This is a genomic window from Priestia taiwanensis (genome assembly GCF_014638355.1).
Lineage (GTDB): Bacteria > Bacillota > Bacilli > Bacillales > Bacillaceae_G > Priestia_D > Priestia_D taiwanensis.
Map to the genome: position 1 here is coordinate 2115825 of NZ_BMFK01000001.1, position 20904 is coordinate 2136728.

Sequence of the window (20904 nt, forward strand, 5' to 3'; positions counted from 1 at the left end):
AATAATTCCTATGCCCAACAAACGTTCGTTAAGAAGGATTAACAAGAAGTTTAATAGTTTTACTCAAGAAGAGCAATGGCTTCAAAGCATGTTAGATGAAGGATGGGTATTAAAAGGATACAGCGCTGATGATATAGACAGTTGCCAATATGTATTTGCGCCTATTCAGCAACAGAAACAACGAAACTATACATATAAAGTTGACTATCGAATTTTTTCTAAAAAGGACGAATTTGAAGAGTATCGAAATCTCTTTGAAGATACAGGATGGACACTTCTTTCTGAAGGAATAATGTACACAAAACATATCTTTTATACAGATATACAAAATAATACGCGGCATATTTTTTCTGATTTAGAATCGTATAAAGAACGTGAAAAACGAAGAATGTCCAATGCACGAATCGATATACTAATTAGTATTATATCAGCTCTCATTCCCTTTATTCTTTACATTATTTATGAACGAGAATTCTTCATCGGCGGTATCATTGGTATATTAGCAGCAATGGGTATCCCTGCTTGTATTACTTATTACAAACATCGAAAAGCATACAAATTACTTTTAACACAAGAAAACACACATTAGTAATACTGCAAAAAAGAATCTCTAAAACATGGAGATTCTTTTTTATGTTATGCCATTTGATACGACTACCGGTCGATTGGTTAATATTCTTTCTTTTCTCTCAACAATTTTTCTCTCGTCCACGATGATTATTCCGCTTTAGCAATAATTAACCGAGTTTTCTCGTCAATTACCTATCGAAATTTGATCACTTCAACCGCTTTCTCCATCGACAATCCAAAAAGCCTCTCATAACCAACGTGATGAGAGGCTTTCCTTTATTCTATTCAAACAACAATGCTTCCATCTCATTTAACATTTCTTCGAATACAGCTAGTGCTTCTTTAATTGGCTGCGGTGATGCCATGTCTACGCCAGCTTTCTTTAATACTTCGATTGGATAGTCTGAGCTTCCCGCTTTTAAGAAGTTGTTGATATAGCGTTCTACCGCTGGTTCGCCTTCTTCTAAAATTTGCTTCGATAACGCTTGTGCCGCACTGAAACCAGTTGCGTATTGGTATACATAATAGTTGTAGTAGAAGTGTGGAATACGTGCCCACTCTAAGCCAACTTCTTCATCGATGACGATGCCTTCACCAAAGTACTTCTTATTTAAATCATAGTATAGTGATGTTAATAAGTCCGGTGTTAACGCTTCGCCTTCTTGTGCTTTCTTATGAATTAGATGCTCGAATTCAGCGAACATTGTTTGACGGAATACTGTGCCACGGAATGACTCTAAATAGTTGTTAATTAAGTACAAGCGTTTCTTCTTGTCTTCTGTTACTTTTAATAAATAGTCATTTAATAATGCTTCGTTACATGTAGATGCTACTTCCGCAACGAAGATCGAATAGTCACCATATACGTAAGGTTGGTTTTTACGTGTGTAGTAACTATGAACAGAATGTCCGAACTCATGCGCTAATGTGAATAAGTTATTCACGTTATCTTGCCAGTTCATTAAGATATATGGGTTCGTACCATACGTACCTGATGAATAAGCACCACTACGCTTCCCTTTGTTTTCATGCACGTCTACCCAGCGGTTATCGTATGCTTCTTTTAAGATATCTACATACTCGTCGCCAAGTACTGCTAGACTCTTCACTAATAATTCTTGTGCCTCTTCATACGTAACAGGCATTTTCTCATCTTGTACAAGTGGCGTGTATAGATCGTACATATGAATCTCTTCTAAACCTAGTGCACGTTTACGTAATGCTACGTAACGGTGTAATAAGTGCAAATGATTGTTTACTGTATTTACTAATTGATCATACACTTCTTCTGGAATATTATTGTTGCTAAGTGCGGAATGACGCGCATTCTCATAGTTGCGTACACGTGCATAGAAATTGTCTTTCTTGACTGTACCACTTAACGTACTAGCAAATGTGTTCTTAAACTTTCCATATGTATCGTATACCGCTTTGAACGCATCACGGCGAACACGTACGTCCGAGCTTTCTAAGAACTTCGAATAACGGACGTGTGTTACTTCTACTTCTTCCCCGTTCTCATCTTGAATTGTCGGGAATACTAAGTCTGCGTTATTCAACATACCAAACGTGTTGCTTGCTGTACCTAACGCTTCTGATGCTTGCGCAAGAAGTGCTTCTTGCTCTGCTGATAATACGTGTGGACGTTGTAAGTTAATTTCCGCTAACGCATGTTTGTACAGACGTAAATCTTCATTTTCTTCTAAGAAGCCGTTAATTTTCTCTTCTTCAATCGCAAGAAGTTCTGGTGTTACGTAACTCATTGCACTTGCCGCTTCTGTGTATAAGTTTCTAATGCGCGCATCTAACGCTTGATAGAACGAATTTGTTGTATCTTGGTCATAACGCATATGTGCATATGTATAAAGAATGCGTAAACGCTTTGTTAACTCATTTTGCGTTTCAAATGCTTCTAATAATGTCTCTGCTGAGTCACCTAATTTTCCTTTGTATGTTGTAATATGCGGAATGCTCTCTTTCACCGCTTTAAATTCTTGTTCCCACGCTTCATCTGTTGTGAAAATGTCTTCTAATTTCCACGTCATTCCTACTGGGATTTCGTGACGCTCTGGTAATTTTTTTGCCATTGTATTCCCTCCTAAAATAATGAATCTTTACTTAGTATTCGCTAATGTGCACATTTATTCCTTTGCTCTATGTATAGTGCACGTTTTACCATGTCAGAATCTTGCGAAAATATTTCTTGCAAGCAAGACGGGACCGATGGCTCATGCATCTTTTCATAGGTCGTTTCATTCCGTTTCACTAATACTCCTGCTTCAACAAGAAACAACACATATTCATCAATGGCTATTGTGTACGCAGACTCTTCTATTAGAGGTAATTGGCGCAATGAAATAATCCCCTTTCGAACTTGTGAAAAGAAATAGCGATACAACTGAAAGATTGTGATACATTCACCTATCTTTCTCCTCTTAATCATATCAATATACACATAGCTTTGCCACACATACGGAGCACTTTCAATGAAAAAAGACGAAGCTAAAGGGACACATGCTTGCGGGGGGATGTACGAAAAATGATTTTCGTATAGAAAACGCAAAAGTTGCTTCGACTGTCTATTATTTGTTTGATGCATATACATACGCCATTTCCTCTGCTTTGCACACCACTGTTGGTGATGCATATAAAGGGAGGTTGGTTTCGGTTCAAATAGAGAAAAGAGAGGGATTGACTCTGCTGGAGATGAATGTAGTTCAGCAAGGGCTGTCATTTTTGAAAAAGGATAAAGAGGGGTGATATGTAAGAAGGCTTTCGTGTCAGAACAATAATAGAGAACTTGCATTTGTTTATGGTAATACGTAGCGAACATGGATTGAAAGTTGGATAAAGAAAAGAATGAGTGTTTCTTCTGTTTCAACATATTTCCACCGAGTATCCATAATGGATAGATACCTTGTTCCCTATACATGCTTGTTCGCTTCAAAAGCGTTGACTGACTCATGAGAGAGCATTGATATTCAAGTGCAACAGGTTTATTTTGATACATGAAATATAAGTCTGGACGCTGTTTGATTGTGGGCAAATACTTCTCTATCTCTACTTCAATCCCTTGATTTTTGAGCCAATAATAGAGCTGAAGTTTTCCTTCTAGATGGTACATCGATTCATGCTCCATCTCAACATCACACGTTGCATCTTGAACGTGCGAAAAATGAAATCGTTTTTTCTTTCCTAGTCGTAACTGGACACGATGCTTACATACCGCACAATAAAACACTTCTTTCTTCCTTAACGCCGTAAGTTCGTCCCACGACCAATGCTCAAATAAACATATTTTCTTTCCTTGTTCTGTCACCGCACTCAGCATATAAACATCCTTTCCACTAGTCTTGTTTACATCTAGTGTATCACGCCATTTCTGAAGCATAATACAAAGAAAAAAGACAATCGTTAAAATTGTCTTTTCCTCTTATTTCACTATAAAACATTATAATAACGGCGAATATAATCTCGCAATCGATTCCAACAAACGTAGGAAGAATCGACGTTTCTTGAACTGTTCATTCATTAACTGATTTGAATCTAGCACATCTTGTTCAAAGTCTTCTACAAGCTTTTTCGTACTATCTGTCTGATACAAGAACGCATTTATTTCAAAGTTCAAATGGAAACTTCTCATGTCCATATTTGCAGTTCCAATCGATGCTAGTTCTGCATCAACAATCAATATTTTGCTATGCAAAAAGCCTTTTTTGTATTCATAAATTTTCACGCCTGCTTCTAATAATTCAGGGAAATACGAACGTGATGCATAAAATACAAGACGCTTATCCGGACGGTCTGGTACTAAAATACGTACATCTATGCCACTAAGTGCTGCGACTTTAATCGCCGACAAAATATCTTCATCTGGCACGAAGTATGGACTTGCAATCCAAATCGATTGCTTTGCTGATGTAATCATCGAGAAGAAAATCTTCTTTAGCACATCCCACTCATTATCCGGTCCACCAGCAATAATTTGGACGCCACCCGTGTGGCACGGAAGATCTTTTGGTGGTGCAAAGTAATCTGCTTCTACAATATCCTCTTCCGTTTCGTAACACCAATCATGTAAGAAGATGAGTTGCAAACTCTTTACCGCTTCCCCTTCTAACTTCAAATGTGTGTCGCGCCATAATCCGTAATATTTATCTTTCCCTAAATATTCATCTCCAATATTTAACCCCCCAACAAATCCAACAATACCGTCCACTACAACGATTTTGCGATGGTTACGGTAATTCATTTTGTCATTGGCAATTGGAATATATACTGGTGAAAATGCTTCGACTTGCACCCCAGATTTTATTAAAGCTCCTATATATTCGTCCGATAATTGAAAACTTCCTACCGCATCATATAAAAACCGAACTTCAATACCTTCTAATGCCTTTTGTACTAAAATATCTTTGATTTCATTGCCTAAATGATCATCACGAACAATATAATATTCCAAATGAATATGATTCTTTGCTCGCTTCAAGGCTTCAATTATTTCTCGAAACGTTTCTTCTCCGTTCGTTAATACCTTTGTATATGTATGATTTGAAATAGGTGTATTACTTAAATGTTGGGCTAACGTTAACACCCGTTGCTGATGCTCGCGTATGTATGCATGTTCTTGCGCTGGCTGCTTGTCGCTATACAGCATAAATGATTGTTCATCAACAAGCTTTTTCTTCGCATAATTTCGCTTCTTTCGGTAACTTTGTCCTACGAGTAAATAGAAGAAGAAACCAACAACAGGAAATGCCCCTAATACCATTAACCAGGCCAACGTCCTTGATGGGTTTCGATTTTCTAATGAAATAATAAATGCTACAAAGACGACCGAAATCATAAAGAGAAGGCTAATCATTCCTTCAAATGAAACGATGGAAGTTGTTGAGAATTGAGATATTGGCAGTACAAACCAATATACACGATCTAAATACAACACACCGACGAATCCTAGAACAAACACTAGAACTTTTAACCATAATTTCATAGTCCATTACCTCAGCATGTCAAATTTTACATAGAATCTGTTATTCAATAGGACTATCTTGCTACCGAATAACAGACCCCATTTGCCCCTTAAGAGGGATAAAAAGCCGATTTCACAAAGAGAAACCGGCTTAAGAGCGTAAAGAAAATGATTTTTGAAATACGTGTAACGCATTATCTAAAGCAATAACCTTACCATATTCTTCTATACGATGAATCGTTATAGTTGATTCACTACCATACTCAGAAATAACACTTAAGATTCCATCAATGTCCTCTTCTCCGTGTAACTCCTCGTCAAATTCGACGTATAAGTAGTAGCGCTTTTCAAACACATGTAAACTATTTATCACACTCTCTAATTCTAGACGATGACTTAACGAAATAATATGTTCAATGTCATCGAATCGGTATACAAAAGAGTACGGTTCTTCTTGCACATTCGAAACTTTTGCTAACTCTTCATCTAAAGTTCCGAAATGTTGCTCAAAAAGAGCCTCCATTCGTTCATCAATTGGTACATCAATTACTTTATCTGTACCAACCGGTAATTCTAACTTTTGACCATCTTTTGAAAGCTGTGCTTGTGTAACAACTACTTCGATTCCTTCCTCAAGTGCTTGTACTTGCACCCATAAAGGACCTTCTGGCATGAATTCTTCCTCTAATGATAAATCATCCATGATCTCCCAAAATAACTGTTCACTCTTCTCACGATTGTACCAAAGGTCATCTTGATCAAAGCCACGCTTCTCAATATCCATATACGAAATGTAGAATTTAACTGTATGTTCATTAATACGTTCGATATCCAATTTGCTCTCTCCCTTCTTCATGCTTACGTATTCCTTCTTCCTTTCTTCATGAAAGATTCTCTCACTTGGAAGACTTTTTATATGAAGGGAACTGTATACCCCTAAGATGCTATAGAATGAAACTGCAAACATCCATTCCATTAATTTTATCATTATATAAGAGAATAATCCAGTTTACACTTGTACTTTATTTTATGATACATAGTAGCGAATGGAAACAAAAAATCGCTTCTTTTTTCAGAAAAGAAAAAGCCTCTACACATCTATGTGTAGAAGCTTATTTTGTGTTTATTCATTCACAAGAAGCTGCGCCTGTCTTAAATGAAATGTACGCACATTTCTTGGTAAGAAACGACGGATTTCATCTTCGTTATAGCCTACTTGTAATCTCTTCTCATCCACAATAATTGGACGGCGTAATAAGCCCGGATAATCACGAATTACTTTGTAGAGCTTCTGCAGCGGCAACGACTCTAAATTAATGTTTAATTCTTGGAAGATTTTCGATCTGGTTGAAATAATTTCGTCTGTTCCACTTTCTGTCATACGTAAAATACCCTTAATTTCATCAATCGATAAAGACTCTGAAAAAATGTTTCGTTCCGTGTACGGAATGTTATTCTCCTCTAACCAAAGCTTTGCTTTACGACAAGATGTACAACTAGGTGAACTATATAATATCACCATCTCTACCCACTCCCCCAAATGAGCATTATTATATAGATATTCTATATAATGTGCTATCACGTTTATTCATATCACGATGATAGTTATTAGTGACTACTAACCTGTCGCTGAACGATAAGCAGTCTAGTAGAACCATTTACACTAACCTCTTCCTAAAGGTGTTCGTTCTCCCCTGCACATTGTTTCTTCCTTTGTGCTACATAGCACATATATTTACATAAAATAAGTATGTAGTGCGATAAGATTGAAACAAAATACAGTAAATTATAATGATTGTTAAAAGGTAATTTCTACTGTCATTATACATGACAACCAACCAAAAATATACACTTTTTTTCAAAAAAACGGAAAGAAAAATATCCTTCTCCAAAAAACGCTTCTACTTTGTTGTACCAATAGGTGTAACGCTTTCATTTTTTCGCTATTTCATCTAAAATAGAAGTACCATATAAGGAAAGGGTGGGGACATGATTTCATATGCGATTGACGTATTACTCGTAGCTACTTTCGTCATAGGAATTACCGCAATCATCGGTGTTTTTCTTAATACAATCGGAGAGAAAGTGTTCGGAAGGAAAGATCGCAGTAAGTTTGTAGACAAATCTGCCGAAATGCAAGCTGGCTGGAAACGTGTTGGCGGAAAAGGTATTTACCGCAAGAAGACATACTAATAAAACCCACAACATCATGGAATATGACAGATAACGATAGAGATACATAGAGAGCCACCAGTAGACATACACACGGGTGGCTTTTTTCATTACTTCTCCCTCACACATGTAAGAGACAAGCTTTTCATTCTTCCACTTCTCTCTTTTTCACCTTTACAATCATTTGATAAATAGAACTGTACTCGGCAAATTGGTCCATTTGATAACCGAATTGCTTAGCTAATTGGCTCACCGCTGTGAAAAATATGTTTGTAGTGGCGTCTGGTGGTATTGTTACATATGTTGGGCTAAATGATTCGAAGATGTCTGCCGGGAATAGGGTATGAACCGTTTGTGGGGTAAAGAAGCGCAAATGTGTACGATCTAGAATCCCTGCATCGACGTAAGGGAAACTACCGAGCATGAGCGGGAGTATTGCTTCTGTGTGTGTGATATTTGGGATGCTACCGATAATATATCCCGAAGGCTTCAAATGAGTTGCTAATTTACGAACAACATTCCACGGATCGCGTAAATGTTCAAGTACATCATTACATAAAATAACATCAAAATACTCTGTCGGGAAAGGTAAATCTAGCGTTTCTACATCTGTACTCTCTACACTTTTGTAATGATTCTTCGCAAGATTAGCAACGAAGTCATTAATCTCAATTCCGTACACTTCACTTCCAATGTTGCGATTCATAATTTCGAGACCTGTTGCTCCAGCCCCACATCCTACATCAAGAATACGTTTTGCATCATCTGGAACAATTGCCACAATTTCTGGACGTGGATACGTATAATACGTTAAGTCCATGCCCCATTTTTCTTTATAACGTGCACGATTTTCAAAGTACAGGTGGTTCATATTAATTTGATTCCCCGTGAACGTCGCATGGCCGTGATGATGTACAAAGGAATCCAAGGCAATGCGCAATTGGTATCCCGCACTTACTGTTCTAACACATAAATCATCATCTTCAAATGAACCATATCCATACCGCTCATCAAAGCCACCAACTTTATCTAACACAGACTTTTTTGCTAATAGGCAAAAACCAACTAAGCGTAATACCCGCTTTGATTTCCCTTTGTTTTCTGCACAATAGCAAGTAGCAAATGCATCAATACCACTAATATCTGTGTAATCAAATGGAATACACTGGCCCCCGCTTACATAATTACTTACCGGTCCTACCATACCGACTGCTTCCTTACTATACAAGAGAGAAATCATCGAATCTAACCAATTTTCCGTTACAATCGTATCGTTATTCAAAAACAACACATTATCGCCTGTTGCTATCTCTAACCCTTGATTACATCCACCGGCGAATCCCTTATTCTCCTCATTCAAGACTACTTTAAACGATGGAAAATCACTTAGGTGATCTCTCGTACCATCCGTGGAACCATTATCAATAATAATCATTTCCACTTCATCCATATTTGTATATTTCAAGATACTATCAAAACATTTCTTCGTTAAGTCCCATTGATTGTACGTCAATATTACAATACTCGTCTTCAACCTATTCACTCCTCTTTATGAATACATACAACTTATCCCTTCGTTCCCCACTCCTCTCTTATGTATTCACGTAACCCTTCTTGCCAATGTCTTACATGAATACCTAATTGATTCATTTTCTCGTGGCATAGAACAGAATTCTTCGGCCTCTTTGCCGCCATCTTATATTCCTCACTCGAAATAGGAATGACTTTTGTTGGTTTGTTTAACAATTTCATAATTTCCGCTGCAAACTCAAACCATGTACAACTGCCAGAGTTAGACACATGATATATTCCAGGCGGTGCAGCTAATAGCTTCTTTATCGCTACCCCTAAATCTTTCGTATACGTTGGGCATCCTTGTTGATCGTGAACGACATGAATTTCATCTCTCGTTTCTGCTAATCGTTTCATCGTATGAACGAAATTGCTACTACTATGTCCATATAACCATGATGTTCGCACAATCGTTATGTCACTATTTATTGCACATGCAAGCTCTTCGCCTAACTGTTTACTTTTTCCATACATATTAATCGGCTGCATTGTATCGGTTTCTTTATACGGCAACACACTTTCCCCACTAAATACATAATCCGTACTAATATGAAGAAGCTTCATCTTTCGCTTCTTCGCTTCTTTTGCCAAATAATACGGCCCGAGAGCATTAATAGCGAGTGCTTTGTCTATTTCCGTTTCACAAAGATCTACCTTTGTGAAAGCAGCCGCATTAATAATGACCCCCGGATTTAGTTGGTCAAGTACACCATTAATATGAGACACGTCTGTAATATTTAACTCTTTCTTATTTAGCGGGAATACGGTATAACCTTCCTGCCGAAACATGCTACATAATTCCTTCCCAAGCTGTCCTTCTGCGCCTGTAATAAGTACTCTCATCCTCTTACTTCCTTTTTGATGAGTGAACAAATAGCCTTCTTCAAAAGAAAGCGCCTACTAAAAGGAGCTTCCATATACATCACGAAAATGCCCATCCCTTCACCACCTCTAAATTAGCAAGCTACTTACCTACTATATTTAAAAGGTATTGACCATATTCATTTTTTTTGAGCGGTTCCGCCAATACTCGTACTTGTTCTTTCGAGATATATCCTTTTCGATACGCAATTTCTTCTATACAAGCAATTTTTAAACTTTGACGGTTTTGAATTGTCTCAATAAATAATGATGCTTGTAGTAACGACTCATACGTACCTGTGTCGAGCCATGCAACTCCTCGTCCTAATATTTCTACGTTCAGTTCTCCTTGTTGTAAGTACACTTCATTAATCGACGAAATTTCTAGTTCTCCCCTGGCAGATGGTTTAATTTTCTTCGCAATGTCCACTACTTGGTTATCGTAGAAATAAAGGCCTGTCACGGCATAATTTGATCTTGGATGAAGAGGCTTCTCTTCAATTGAAATAGCTTTTCCTGTTTCATCGAACTCGACTACACCAAATCGTTCTGGATCTTTCACATGATATCCAAATACAGTTGCTCCGCTCTCACGCGATGCTGCTCGTTCTAAAATTGTCGTGAAATTATGACCATAGAAAAGATTATCTCCTAAAATAAGCGACACTGAATCTTCTCCAATAAATTGTTCTCCAACAATGAATGCTTGTGCTAAACCATCGGGCTTTTCCTGTACGGCGTATTCAATGTGTATACCTAATTGCGTTCCGTCCCCTAACAATTCTTCAAATCGACTTGTATCAAGAGGTGTAGAAATAATTAATATCTCTCGAATACCCGCTAACATTAAGACAGAGAGCGGATAATAAATTAACGGTTTGTCATAGATCGGTAACAGTTGTTTTGACACAACTTTTGTCATAGGATAAAGTCTCGTTCCATATCCGCCAGCAAGAATAATTCCCTTCATATCGCCACCTCCACACACATGATGAATAATTGTTACCATCATTTCTACATCATATTAATAACCTAAATAGTGTAGTACAAATGGTAACTAGGCAATTGCCCTCCTATCACATTCCTATACTATCGTTTCAGCCTGTCTTTAGTTCCAAGAAAATTCCTATGAAAAGGAACGATAAATTGTTTCCATCTTTGCCGCCATATCTTCTTGGGTAAAATGTTGCTTTGCATATGCGTGTGCTTGTTTTCCTAATTTATTGCGTAATGCTTTATTTGTAAGTAGCAATCGAAGCGCTTGTATTAACTGCTCTACATTACCCGGTTCACATAACAATCCAGTTTCTCCGTGCTGAATCATTTCTACAATACCGCCACAAGTTGTTGTAATAATGGCTTTCCCGGCAAACATCGCTTCTATAATGGAAATCGGAAAATTATCATTTAATGTCGGTAATACGTAAATGGTAGATGCAGCTAAAACATTCGCAACATCTTCTCTCCTACCGAGAAACTTCACCTGTTGTAGACCTTTCTTCTTAACCTCTTTTTCTAATTGCTGCCTTCTAACTCCATCACCGACAATCCACACTTCTACACCCTCTAATTCCTCCTGCATACGTGCAACCGCTTCAATTAACAAGTCGTGTCCCTTTCGGGGGGCCAGACGAGCCACCGATACTATGACCAAGTGATCTTCTTCTGTCGAAACAACCGGGTAAAAATCAATTCCTGTGTGCACTGTCACGAGTTGTTCGTCCGTTGCCCCGTATTCGCGTAATGGTAGATGAAACGAATCACTAATCGTGATGATTTTATCTGCGGCGTGTATCCCTTGCTTCTCAATTCCAGTAAAATACGCCTCTTCTATCGATCCAGTACGTATCTTCCCAAATTTCATTCGACTTCTTGTGAAGTATCCATGAGGGGTGAAAAATAACGGTTTCTTATGCACTTCTTTCATCTGACCTAATAGAAATAGCGCAAACAAATCCTCCGCATGAATCACATCGTACTCTTCTAATGATTGATTGCGCAAAAAACGTGTAAAGGCATGTAAATAACTACTATTCTTTACTAGTTTCTCATTTTCAATATTGTACCGTTCCTTCAAGAAACTTCGTGCCTCTTTGGCTGCTTCTGGAATATACGTATCAAAATAGATAGGTGGCATTTGAACAGGGGAGAAAACATCTACTTGATGACCACGTCGCTTCATCCCCATCTGCAAGGACGTAATATAATTCGATAGACCACCTGTATTCGGATAACGAAGAAACGTTACATATAAAATATTAAGACTACCACTCTTTCTTCCTTGCAAACTATACTTCGGAGCAACAAGTATGCTCTCTTCTTCCTTCGCAACGCCGTAATAGATATCCATGACACGTACCAGACTTTCATGAAACACAGCCATCCTCGACGCTCCCTCTATATCAAAAAATACAATCAGTGTGGATAATACATCTCCCACACTGATTGATGTTTTTCTCTTATAATCCTAATTCTCTCGCCCATGTTGTCGCTCTTTCCAAATGGTACGGTAACAACTCTCCACCGCGATTATCAAAGATACGGCGTAGTTGCGTATGCAACCCTTTTTCAAGTGTACGCTGTACATACGCCATCTTAATTAACTTCATTGGGTCTGTTTTGAAGCGAATTCCTTGCTTCGCCATTTCTTCTGTATATACCTTTACACAGTTGGTACGAATTTCATCACTTCGACTTTGCCAATCTTTACGAAATGCAATTAAGATTTCTACAAGTACAACCATGTCAAACCATACAGGTGAAAATTTCGCTGCTTCCCAATCAATGAATTGAATCTTCCACGTTCCTGTTGGTGTCACGTTATTGCTACAAATGTTTTGTAGATGAAGATCACCATGCGTCACTGCTGAACCATTACCAATTAACTCTGGAAAGAAATCAGGTCCTTTTTCATATAGTTTCATGACAGACTTATAATGCGGCTTTATAATGTCTCTTAACGCTCCAATTCTCATTGCTTCATCCAGAAATTCAATCGTATTACCAACATATTTAGTCCGTTCTCTCGTCATTCTTGTTGAACTATAGACAGGAAGCCACGGTGTCCATATGTCTCTTTGCTTTGAAAATTTCTCTTCAAATGTTTTGGCATGTAACTTTGCTAGAGATGGAATAATCTTTTCAAAATGTGCCGGTTGAAATGTAATTTGTCCTCGTACTTGTTGAACGAATCCCATAAAAATCCATGTTTCATCCTTGTTCTGTTCGACTAAATAAATCGGTGGTAGAAATTCTTGTAAGACAGAATATGCTCTCATGTACAAATTAATCTCAATTTCATTTCGAGCAGTAACGGAGTGGTACACTTTGAGAATGACAAGCGAAGGTCCTGTCTTCGTATGGATTGGCACTTTATACACACTCATTCTTCTCGTTGTTTTCAAACATTCGGTGCCCATCACATCGATGGACACCTTATCCCCCATTGAATGAGAGAGCTTCTTCTCTACTCCGAACCGTTCAAAGTAATGCCTCAATGCTCTCGTATCGTACAACGATATTCATCCCTTTCGTTTTCGTTTCCAAACATTCCTCAAATGTGACCATGTGCTCCGTAGAAAAGGCATAAGGTCATCCCATGCCAATAGCGCGAATTCCTTTTTCCCGCGTAAGCCCGCGAAGAAATCTTTCCACGTCATTTCACCTGCTCGTTTCTTATGACGGAATGTTAAATAATAGCGGACGAGATAAATCCATTTCACACCGTCCTCGTGCGTTAACTGTGGTGCCGGGTTTTGGTTTGTTACGTACAAATAATAGATATATGCAAAGTCAACACCTGCTGCCCCTGTCAAACTATGCGTTAACCAAAAGCGCGGATTAATTTCGATAAACTTATAGATACCGTCACGCGGATCTTTCTTCCATTCAATCATCCCAATTCCTGTTAACCCCAACTTCTCGAAGAGTGGAACACTTAGCTCAATTAAATCCGGAAGTGTTTTACTAACAATGTGCGCACCTGTGCCAAACTCAGCAGGAAACTGGTGGTTTTTTTGAAGCGAAAACAACGCTAACAAATTCATGTTCTCATCGTATAACGTCGCAACTTTGTAAAAGCATTGGTTGTCACCAGGAATAATCTCTTGCAAAATGAGCGTACCGTATTGCCGATACGCCTCATATCCTTCTCGCAACTCTGATTCATTTTGAAGTACGATTGCTTTCTTGTTAATCTTCTTCCGAAATTCATGACCGAGCGTCGGTTTCAAAATACACGGATATTCCATATGAGGTAGTGCCTCTTCTAATTGTGCTTGCTCTTTAATGATATATGTCTTCGGACACGGAATGTTGTGCATTGTGGCTAATTCATGCATCGTATATTTATCTAATACCGCCTCTATTAATTCATGTTCTGGTAATAGAAATAAGTAGTAGTCTGCTAGTTCATTACGATATTTCGAAACGAACACAACATAATCATCTGCTCCGGTACATAAGACTGCTTTTCTCTCAAAACTCTTTCCTAAATTAAGTAAGAATGTTAATAATGCTTCTTCTTCTGTTAATGGACTAGGACATATCCCACACGTTGCAAGGCGTGACTTTCCGATTCGATACGGCTTTTCTGTATCAAACGCGTACACATCAATTCCTCGCCGTGCAAGACTACGAATAATTCCTACCCCGTTCGCACTTAAATCAAGTACAACTGCTGGATATCGATGATCCATCGAATCCCCCCTCTCATCTTACATATCTCTGATAAATCGCCGTGACATGACTAATCATCGCTTCTCTCGTCAAATGCGTTCGCGCAAACTTTTTACCATTGTCCGCTAATTTCTCTCGCGCTTCATGATTCGTCATCGTAAATTTCAGTGCACCTGCCAATTTCTTCGCATCACCTGAATCAATGAGAATACCTGTCTTACCATGCTTCACAAGTTCCGGTATCCCACCTACTGATGTAGAAATAACACATACACCACTATGCATCGCTTCAATAATAGAAACTGGCAAACTATCATTTAACGTTGGTAGTACGAATACATCCGCCTTACTTAATAAGTACGGAACATCATCCCTCGTTCCTAGAAATTCCACCATCGATAAGCCTAGAGAGCGCTTCTGTTTCTCAAGCGCTTCTCGCATCTCACCGTCTCCTACAATTAACACTTCTAAATTATCCCTCATACTTTTCGGTAACTGCGTAATCGCATCCAACAACAGATTATGTCCTTTTCGTGGACCGAGACGAGCGACACATACAATGACAAATTTCTTTGATTGTTCTTTACTTGTTCGATACGAAGGCATCCCATACTCAATCCCTGTCAGTACCGTTGTCATATCTGCATCTTTTGCCCCTAATTGCATAAGTGGTGTGCGAAATACATCACTCAAAATAACGAGATGATTCGCATAGGAAATCGCTTTTTGCTCAATGGATTTGTAGTATGCTTCTTCTAAAGAATCTTTCTTGAAAATATCGAATTTCACTCTATTAAATGTAAACATTCCGTGATTGGTGAAGAAAAGTGGTTTTTTGTATTCTTCATTCAATCTTCCTAATATGTTCGCTGTAAACAAATCCTGTGCATGAAACACATCATATTTTCGTAAATTAATGTATTTGCGAAGCATTTGTTCATACACATATAAATAGCGTTGATTCCTCAAAATTTTACTGTTATAACTGCCATAACGTTCGCTGAAGAAAGAGCGTAATGACGGAACACACTCATCACGTAACCAATTCACTTCACGGGCAGGGAATTGATTCGGTGCAACAACATCAACACGATGCCCCATTCGTCGTAACCCTTCACTTAACGTTTTAATATAATTTGATAACCCTCCTGTGTGAGGGTAGTCCCAAAATGTCGTAATTAAAATGGATAACCGCCTATTGGACATCGTTCTAGGCGCTTCTGGCTTTTCAACATGTACTTCACTGGTACTCTTTTCCTTTTCTTTCTTCTTTTTTTCTTTTTTCTCTTTCTTTTCTTTCTTGTCTTTTTTCTCTTTTCGTCCTGAACCTTTGTAATATCCATCTAACGCTTCGACAATATGTGGATATGGAAATTGGCCATCTAGCTTCATTTCCATATCCTCCTTACAATTTCAAATGCTTCTGCATACGGTACGCCAATTGTCATGCCTCTTACATTTCCTAAATGACGAACTCCTTCGTATGAACGAGGATGAGGAAAATCTCTCATTTCCACTTCATAATGCTTCAGTGCCTCAATCTTCTTATCCATTTGATTCGTCACATTGACAAAATAATTCGGCTTAAATACTTTTTCTGGCGTCGCCACGTTCCACTCGCTAGAAGACACCGTTTCAAACGTAATAAGCTCAATTGGATCACGACCTGGTAATGGCCTTGTCGCTGTTAGAACTGCTTGAAACGTAACGAGATGATCACTATTTAAATCTCCGTAATGATGCGTAAAAATTTTGCTTGGTTTATACGTTTCAATTAATTCCTCTATCTCTTTCGTTAATTCATGAAGCGGAATTAACTCTAATTCTAAATTCGCATGCTTTAGAAAGATAACCTCATTGATTCCAATTACTTTATTCGCACGCTCACTAAATTTCTGCATATGATGTACTTCTTCTTTTCTCCCTAAAGCTGTAATAACCGAAACGACTTCATGTCCTTCTTCTACTAATCTTCGTAATGTCCCTCCGGCTCCTAATAACTCATCGTCAGGATGAGCGCCAATAACTAAAACTCTCTCTGTCATGATGATTTTCACCCCTTGTACTAGACAATCTATGATATACGGTGTAAAAAGCAACCGTCATTAGCGGATACCTTCATATATTAATTAGTATATTTTCATCCTCGACGAGAGGAGCATAAAAATAGCAAATTCATTCGCTAAGACATGTATTATTTCTTTTTCTTCCGTTTGATACGTCTGCTTGACCAGCTGTCATATGCTGATGAGTCAATGCTTTTAACGTGATCTAAAAATTTATCCATCACGCCTAACTTTTTCATACCTGTCATTAATTTCGTTGGTGCCTCGTTATAAGAACTAAATGCCCTCTTATGATCAATTACTTTTAACTGCCCATCATTACTTATCAAAACATGACGTACTTCCGTGTCTAATCGCTTAAAACCAATTCTTCTCAGCTCATTTAACATCGTTACTATTTTGGCCGTTAGCTCTGGACTGATATTTCTTTCATTCTTTAAATGACGAGCAAGCGAAACTCCGTGTACATACTCCATCACGATATAGTTCGTACCATACTCATATAACTTCGGAATCACTTTCGACGATTGTCCAGCTTGCATTGCTTCTAATTCTTTTCGTTGCGTTTCTTCGAGGAAGAAATATTTCACACATATGTTAGTTTCTAATTGATATACCTCTCCATCTTTTCCATCTCCAATGAGTGGGTATTGCTTTACATCACGTCTGCTTATTTTTGATGTCTCAAAATATTTCACGTTCCTGCTCCTTTCTTCTCCCTATCTATGACACTACTCGACATTTTATGTTGGACAACGGACAGATGAAACGGACAACACCATCTATTTTTTGATACAACCACAAAAAAAAACAGTGAGTTTATACCTCACTGCCTTTTTTCTCTCTATTCTATTTCTCTTATATACACTTCCACCCAATCATATCTCTCTTAAAAGAAAGAAGAAGAAATAGATTGTGTAGAACCAGCGATGAAATAGGCATCCTTTTCAATTGCCATCCGCCAGCCATGACCTTGTATCAATCCACATGTTGCTATTCTTTCTTCTTCAAGACAAATACGAGAGACAGTACTAATCCCCTTCTCATTTTGCGTTGAAGTCGTATAAAGAGCTTCTCCGTCTCCTCTTAAATCTAAATAACTATTTTCCTGTTCTTCACTTCGACATGTACGCCATTGTATATTCTGTTGGTTGTATATCTCACCTAAACGACAAAAAGAAATATTCCCGCTCTTTCCTCGACAAGCTCCACTTCCTACAACGATATAGCCATTCGAGACGGTTATCGCTGAAACCATCTTATCGCGCTCTTTCTTAATACACCGTATCTCTCCAGTCTCTACTTGTAAGACCCAAACTCCACCATATACGGGATGAATCTTCGTTCCGATAAACAACTGATTTCTATGTAGAAAAAGGGAGCGGATCGACGGTGCATGTACACCGACATGTACAAATGGACGCACCACTTTCCACGTTAAACCGAAGTTGTGTGACATATATATCACTTTGTCACCGTGTGCAATAACAAGCCCTTCTCCGTCACTACACACATTCCAGCTAGATGCTTTCGTCGGAAACCGCTGAACATCCCAACTTTCTCCGCCATCCATACTACGAATGAAAATCCCTTCATCTCCAACACCATAAATAATCTTACCATCACTATGTAAATCTCGTATTCGTTTCGTGAACCCTGTTAATAAACACTTCCACGTATTTTGTTCTCGAAGAAACAATCCTTGATGTGTCGTTGCTAAGATGAATCGTCCATCTTGCAATCTCGTTACGGCAGTTGCGCTGAATAGTGATTTCACACAAATCCTCCATTCTGTATACAGTTCCGCTATATTCCCCTGCCCAAGAAATAGCTAATTGCCCATGCCCATTATATCTCTCTTATATAATTCCTCCTATTTCAGCAAATTTCCTGCCTCTCTCTTTCTTTCACTAAAAGAGAGGCAGCTGTAACTAAATGTGCAATATATAGTTTCGCAAAGCTTCTACCCCTTCTCGTAGTTGTACTTTCGGTTCCCATCCAAGTACGTCTTTCGCTCGTTTATTGCATAATACAGAACGTTTTACATCTCCGGCTCGTGGACCTTTTATATGAATCATTAAGGACGATTGAAATACATCTTGAACGACTTCATAAATATCTAATATCGGCGCCTCTGTACTAGACGAGAGATTGACACTGTCATTCACCTTCTTCTCTAAGCACAGCACATTCGCTTCAACAATATCAGAGACATACACATAGTCTCGTGTACATCCACGCGGCATGTCTGGATACGTCATTAGCTTTGATTCTCGCCCTGCCAAAATGTTGTTGACGAAAATTGGGATAACGCCACTTTCTCCTTCCGATACTTGCCGTGGCCCATAAACATTCGCATACCGAAGAATTGCAAAATCAAACTTAAATAACTTACTATACAATCGTATATACTGTTCACCTGCAAATTTCGTAATGGAATAAGGAGAAGCAAACTGAGGAGTATCTGTCTCAATAGATTGTTCATTACTAGTAATTTCTTTCGATAGCGCCCCACCTGAAGATACGTAAATGAAATTTTTAATTGGGAATTCTTCCACTAGCGTAATGAGATGAAGTAGACCTGTCATATTAATCTCAATATCAAAAAGAGGATTTTCTACAGAGTATGGAACAGATTTTTGCGCAGCATGATGATTAATAACCGTCGGACGACGCTTCTCAAAAATGGTCCGCAAAGCACCTTTATCCATAATATTCACTTCATAGAAATACACGTTATCACGCTTAATAAATGATTCCATATTGTCATGACCACCAGAGGATAAATCATCAACAATAATAACGGTATGCCCGTCTTTTGCGTACCGTTCACATATATGCGAACCGATGAAGCCAGCACCACCAGTTACTAAGATCGTTTCTTTCATTTACATTCCCCCCTTGATTATAAATAAGGGCATATTACGTGCATGTATAAACATTTACAGTATATTTTCAAAGGAGATAAATAATAACTCTTTTTACTAATGGACATCCACGCAAAAAAAGAAGAATCTCCGTAGTGGAAATCCCCCTCTTATCTAAACCAGTCAATTGTTGTATGTTCATCACATATAACCGCCTCAACATTCATTACTCGAATACATGGTTCGATATTCGCTTCTTTTGTATAAAGCATAGGCGTAAAGGAGTCAAACATACTTCCAACCACAAAGTTCATCTCTTCATCCATAATAAATAATTCTCCACGCGTTAAATTCCATATTTGCTTAGGGGTAACCGTTTCAGCATCTAAGAAACCGTCTTCCTCTGAAATTGGATCAACGTGGTATAGCCTCTTTGTCCCTTTCGATCTAAGGAGATTAATAACATCTGGAAGCAATGAAATAGAGATAATATCTTCGTCTGGTGGATAACAATTGTCCTTTAAGTTCGCTTGCATTTTCTCTAACAAGTCTAACCTACGCATTGTTGGATGTAACATACCACCCGATGATAAAAGTGCAAGGAGAAGTTCTTTTTCGCTATGAATCTCACTATCTTTCATCACTTGTTTCCACGACAAACGTTGGCCATATTGCAACATGTCTTCATTAATTCTATCCCACCGTCCTGTTCGTGTTGGTAGGTGATTATACATGTTAATATCCCAGTTTGAAGGCATTTGAATGAAAGGCGGTAGCAAAAAAACAGCTGATTGGAACCCTTCTGGTAGCCAACTCAACACTGGTCCTTCTCCACCGAACCTTAACTTTTTTACAATCTCGTTCACGTATACTCCCCCTTTTCTATTACTTACAATGAACGAATGTAAAGAGAAATAGTGATGAAGCGACATTTCACTAGATCGAAAATCATTGCATTATTTTTACTTATTATCCGCTATTAGATTAGTTCTTTCTAGTGGCGATTAATCCTCTTTTTCACATAATGATTGCGAATTCACAATGATTTCTTCTCGGCTCTCGACGATTATTTTTCCATTTGCCACAATTCCTTCTCGATTCGCAATGATTAAAAGCTTGTTTACACTGATAAACCCAACATACAATA

At 38.2% G+C, this 20904-nt stretch carries 20 protein-coding genes; 2 read left to right on the forward strand and 18 right to left on the reverse strand.

Annotated elements, in window-relative coordinates; translation table 11 throughout:
- Nucleotides 1-10: 10 nt before the first annotated feature.
- Nucleotides 11-589, forward strand: a complete 579-nt coding sequence (locus IEV41_RS11030) for a DUF2812 domain-containing protein (RefSeq protein ID WP_188388431.1) — start codon at nt 11-13, stop codon at nt 587-589.
- A gap of 262 nt (nt 590-851) precedes the next feature.
- On the opposite strand, the gene pepF is transcribed toward IEV41_RS11030, so the two are convergent.
- The 5 genes from pepF to spxA all read right to left on the reverse strand — a co-directional run bounded on the left by pepF (nt 852) and on the right by spxA (nt 7064).
- Nucleotides 852-2657 (reverse strand): oligoendopeptidase F, encoded by a 1806-nt coding sequence (pepF, locus tag IEV41_RS11035; RefSeq protein ID WP_188388432.1) that lies wholly within the window; start codon nt 2655-2657, stop codon nt 852-854.
- 41 nt (nt 2658-2698) lie between these two features.
- Entirely contained in the window at nt 2699-3901 is a 1203-nt protein-coding gene (locus IEV41_RS11040) for a competence protein CoiA (protein ID WP_188388433.1), read from the reverse strand.
- 120 nt (nt 3902-4021) lie between these two features.
- On the reverse strand, nt 4022-5563 hold the full coding sequence (gene cls / locus IEV41_RS11045) for a cardiolipin synthase (RefSeq protein ID WP_188388434.1): 1542 nt from the start codon (nt 5561-5563) through the stop codon (nt 4022-4024).
- A gap of 130 nt (nt 5564-5693) precedes the next feature.
- Entirely contained in the window at nt 5694-6377 is a 684-nt protein-coding gene (gene mecA / locus IEV41_RS11050) for an adaptor protein MecA (protein WP_188388435.1), read from the reverse strand.
- A 288-nt stretch (nt 6378-6665) separates the two neighbouring features.
- A complete protein-coding gene (gene spxA, locus IEV41_RS11055; RefSeq protein ID WP_188388436.1) occupies nt 6666-7064 on the reverse strand; it encodes a transcriptional regulator SpxA in 399 nt (132 codons plus the stop codon).
- Between the two features lie 467 nt (nt 7065-7531).
- On the opposite strand from spxA, the gene IEV41_RS11060 reads away from it, so the two are divergent.
- A complete protein-coding gene (locus IEV41_RS11060) occupies nt 7532-7735 on the forward strand; it encodes a hypothetical protein (protein ID WP_188388437.1) in 204 nt (67 codons plus the stop codon).
- 124 nt (nt 7736-7859) lie between these two features.
- On the opposite strand, the gene IEV41_RS11065 is transcribed toward IEV41_RS11060, so the two are convergent.
- From IEV41_RS11065 to IEV41_RS11125, 13 genes are all read right to left on the reverse strand, one after another.
- Entirely contained in the window at nt 7860-9248 is a 1389-nt protein-coding gene (locus IEV41_RS11065; RefSeq protein WP_188388438.1) for a glycosyltransferase, read from the reverse strand.
- A 32-nt stretch (nt 9249-9280) separates the two neighbouring features.
- Entirely contained in the window at nt 9281-10129 is an 849-nt protein-coding gene (rfbD, locus tag IEV41_RS11070) for a dTDP-4-dehydrorhamnose reductase (protein WP_188388439.1), read from the reverse strand.
- 121 nt (nt 10130-10250) lie between these two features.
- Nucleotides 10251-11117: a glucose-1-phosphate thymidylyltransferase RfbA gene (gene rfbA / locus IEV41_RS11075; protein WP_188388440.1), complete on the reverse strand. Its 867-nt coding sequence runs from the start codon at nt 11115-11117 to the stop codon at nt 10251-10253.
- 156 nt (nt 11118-11273) lie between these two features.
- Nucleotides 11274-12530, reverse strand: a complete 1257-nt coding sequence (locus IEV41_RS11080; protein WP_229722193.1) for a glycosyltransferase family 4 protein — start codon at nt 12528-12530, stop codon at nt 11274-11276.
- Nucleotides 12531-12606: 76 nt separating this feature from the next.
- Complete coding sequence (locus tag IEV41_RS11085) at nt 12607-13662, reverse strand: phosphotransferase (protein WP_229722194.1); 1056 nt, start codon at nt 13660-13662, stop codon at nt 12607-12609.
- 6 nt (nt 13663-13668) lie between these two features.
- Entirely contained in the window at nt 13669-14844 is a 1176-nt protein-coding gene (locus IEV41_RS11090; protein ID WP_188388441.1) for a carboxylate--amine ligase, read from the reverse strand.
- Between the two features lie 13 nt (nt 14845-14857).
- Nucleotides 14858-16216 carry a glycosyltransferase family 4 protein gene (locus IEV41_RS11095; RefSeq protein WP_188388442.1) on the reverse strand — a complete coding sequence of 453 codons (1359 nt, stop codon included), beginning with the start codon at nt 16214-16216 and terminating at the stop codon, nt 14858-14860.
- Nucleotides 16213-16869, reverse strand: a complete 657-nt coding sequence (locus IEV41_RS11100; protein WP_188388443.1) for a PIG-L deacetylase family protein — start codon at nt 16867-16869, stop codon at nt 16213-16215. Before IEV41_RS11100 ends, IEV41_RS11095 begins: the two co-directional genes overlap by 4 nt.
- A 149-nt stretch (nt 16870-17018) precedes the next feature.
- On the reverse strand, nt 17019-17588 hold the full coding sequence (locus IEV41_RS11105; protein ID WP_188388444.1) for an AarF/UbiB family protein: 570 nt from the start codon (nt 17586-17588) through the stop codon (nt 17019-17021).
- Nucleotides 17589-17779: 191 nt separating this feature from the next.
- The gene (locus tag IEV41_RS11110; protein WP_188388445.1) at nt 17780-18667 is read right to left on the reverse strand and encodes a WD40/YVTN/BNR-like repeat-containing protein; all 888 of its coding nucleotides are present in this window, start codon (nt 18665-18667) and stop codon (nt 17780-17782) included.
- A gap of 154 nt (nt 18668-18821) precedes the next feature.
- Complete coding sequence (locus tag IEV41_RS11115; RefSeq protein ID WP_188388446.1) at nt 18822-19778, reverse strand: SDR family NAD(P)-dependent oxidoreductase; 957 nt, start codon at nt 19776-19778, stop codon at nt 18822-18824.
- Nucleotides 19779-19927: 149 nt separating this feature from the next.
- Nucleotides 19928-20623 carry a DUF2711 family protein gene (locus IEV41_RS11120; RefSeq protein ID WP_188388447.1) on the reverse strand — a complete coding sequence of 232 codons (696 nt, stop codon included), beginning with the start codon at nt 20621-20623 and terminating at the stop codon, nt 19928-19930.
- 138 nt (nt 20624-20761) lie between these two features.
- Nucleotides 20762-20902, reverse strand: coding sequence for a hypothetical protein (locus tag IEV41_RS11125; protein ID WP_188388448.1), 141 nt, complete (start codon nt 20900-20902; stop codon nt 20762-20764).
- Between the last annotated feature and the right edge of the window lie 2 nt (nt 20903-20904).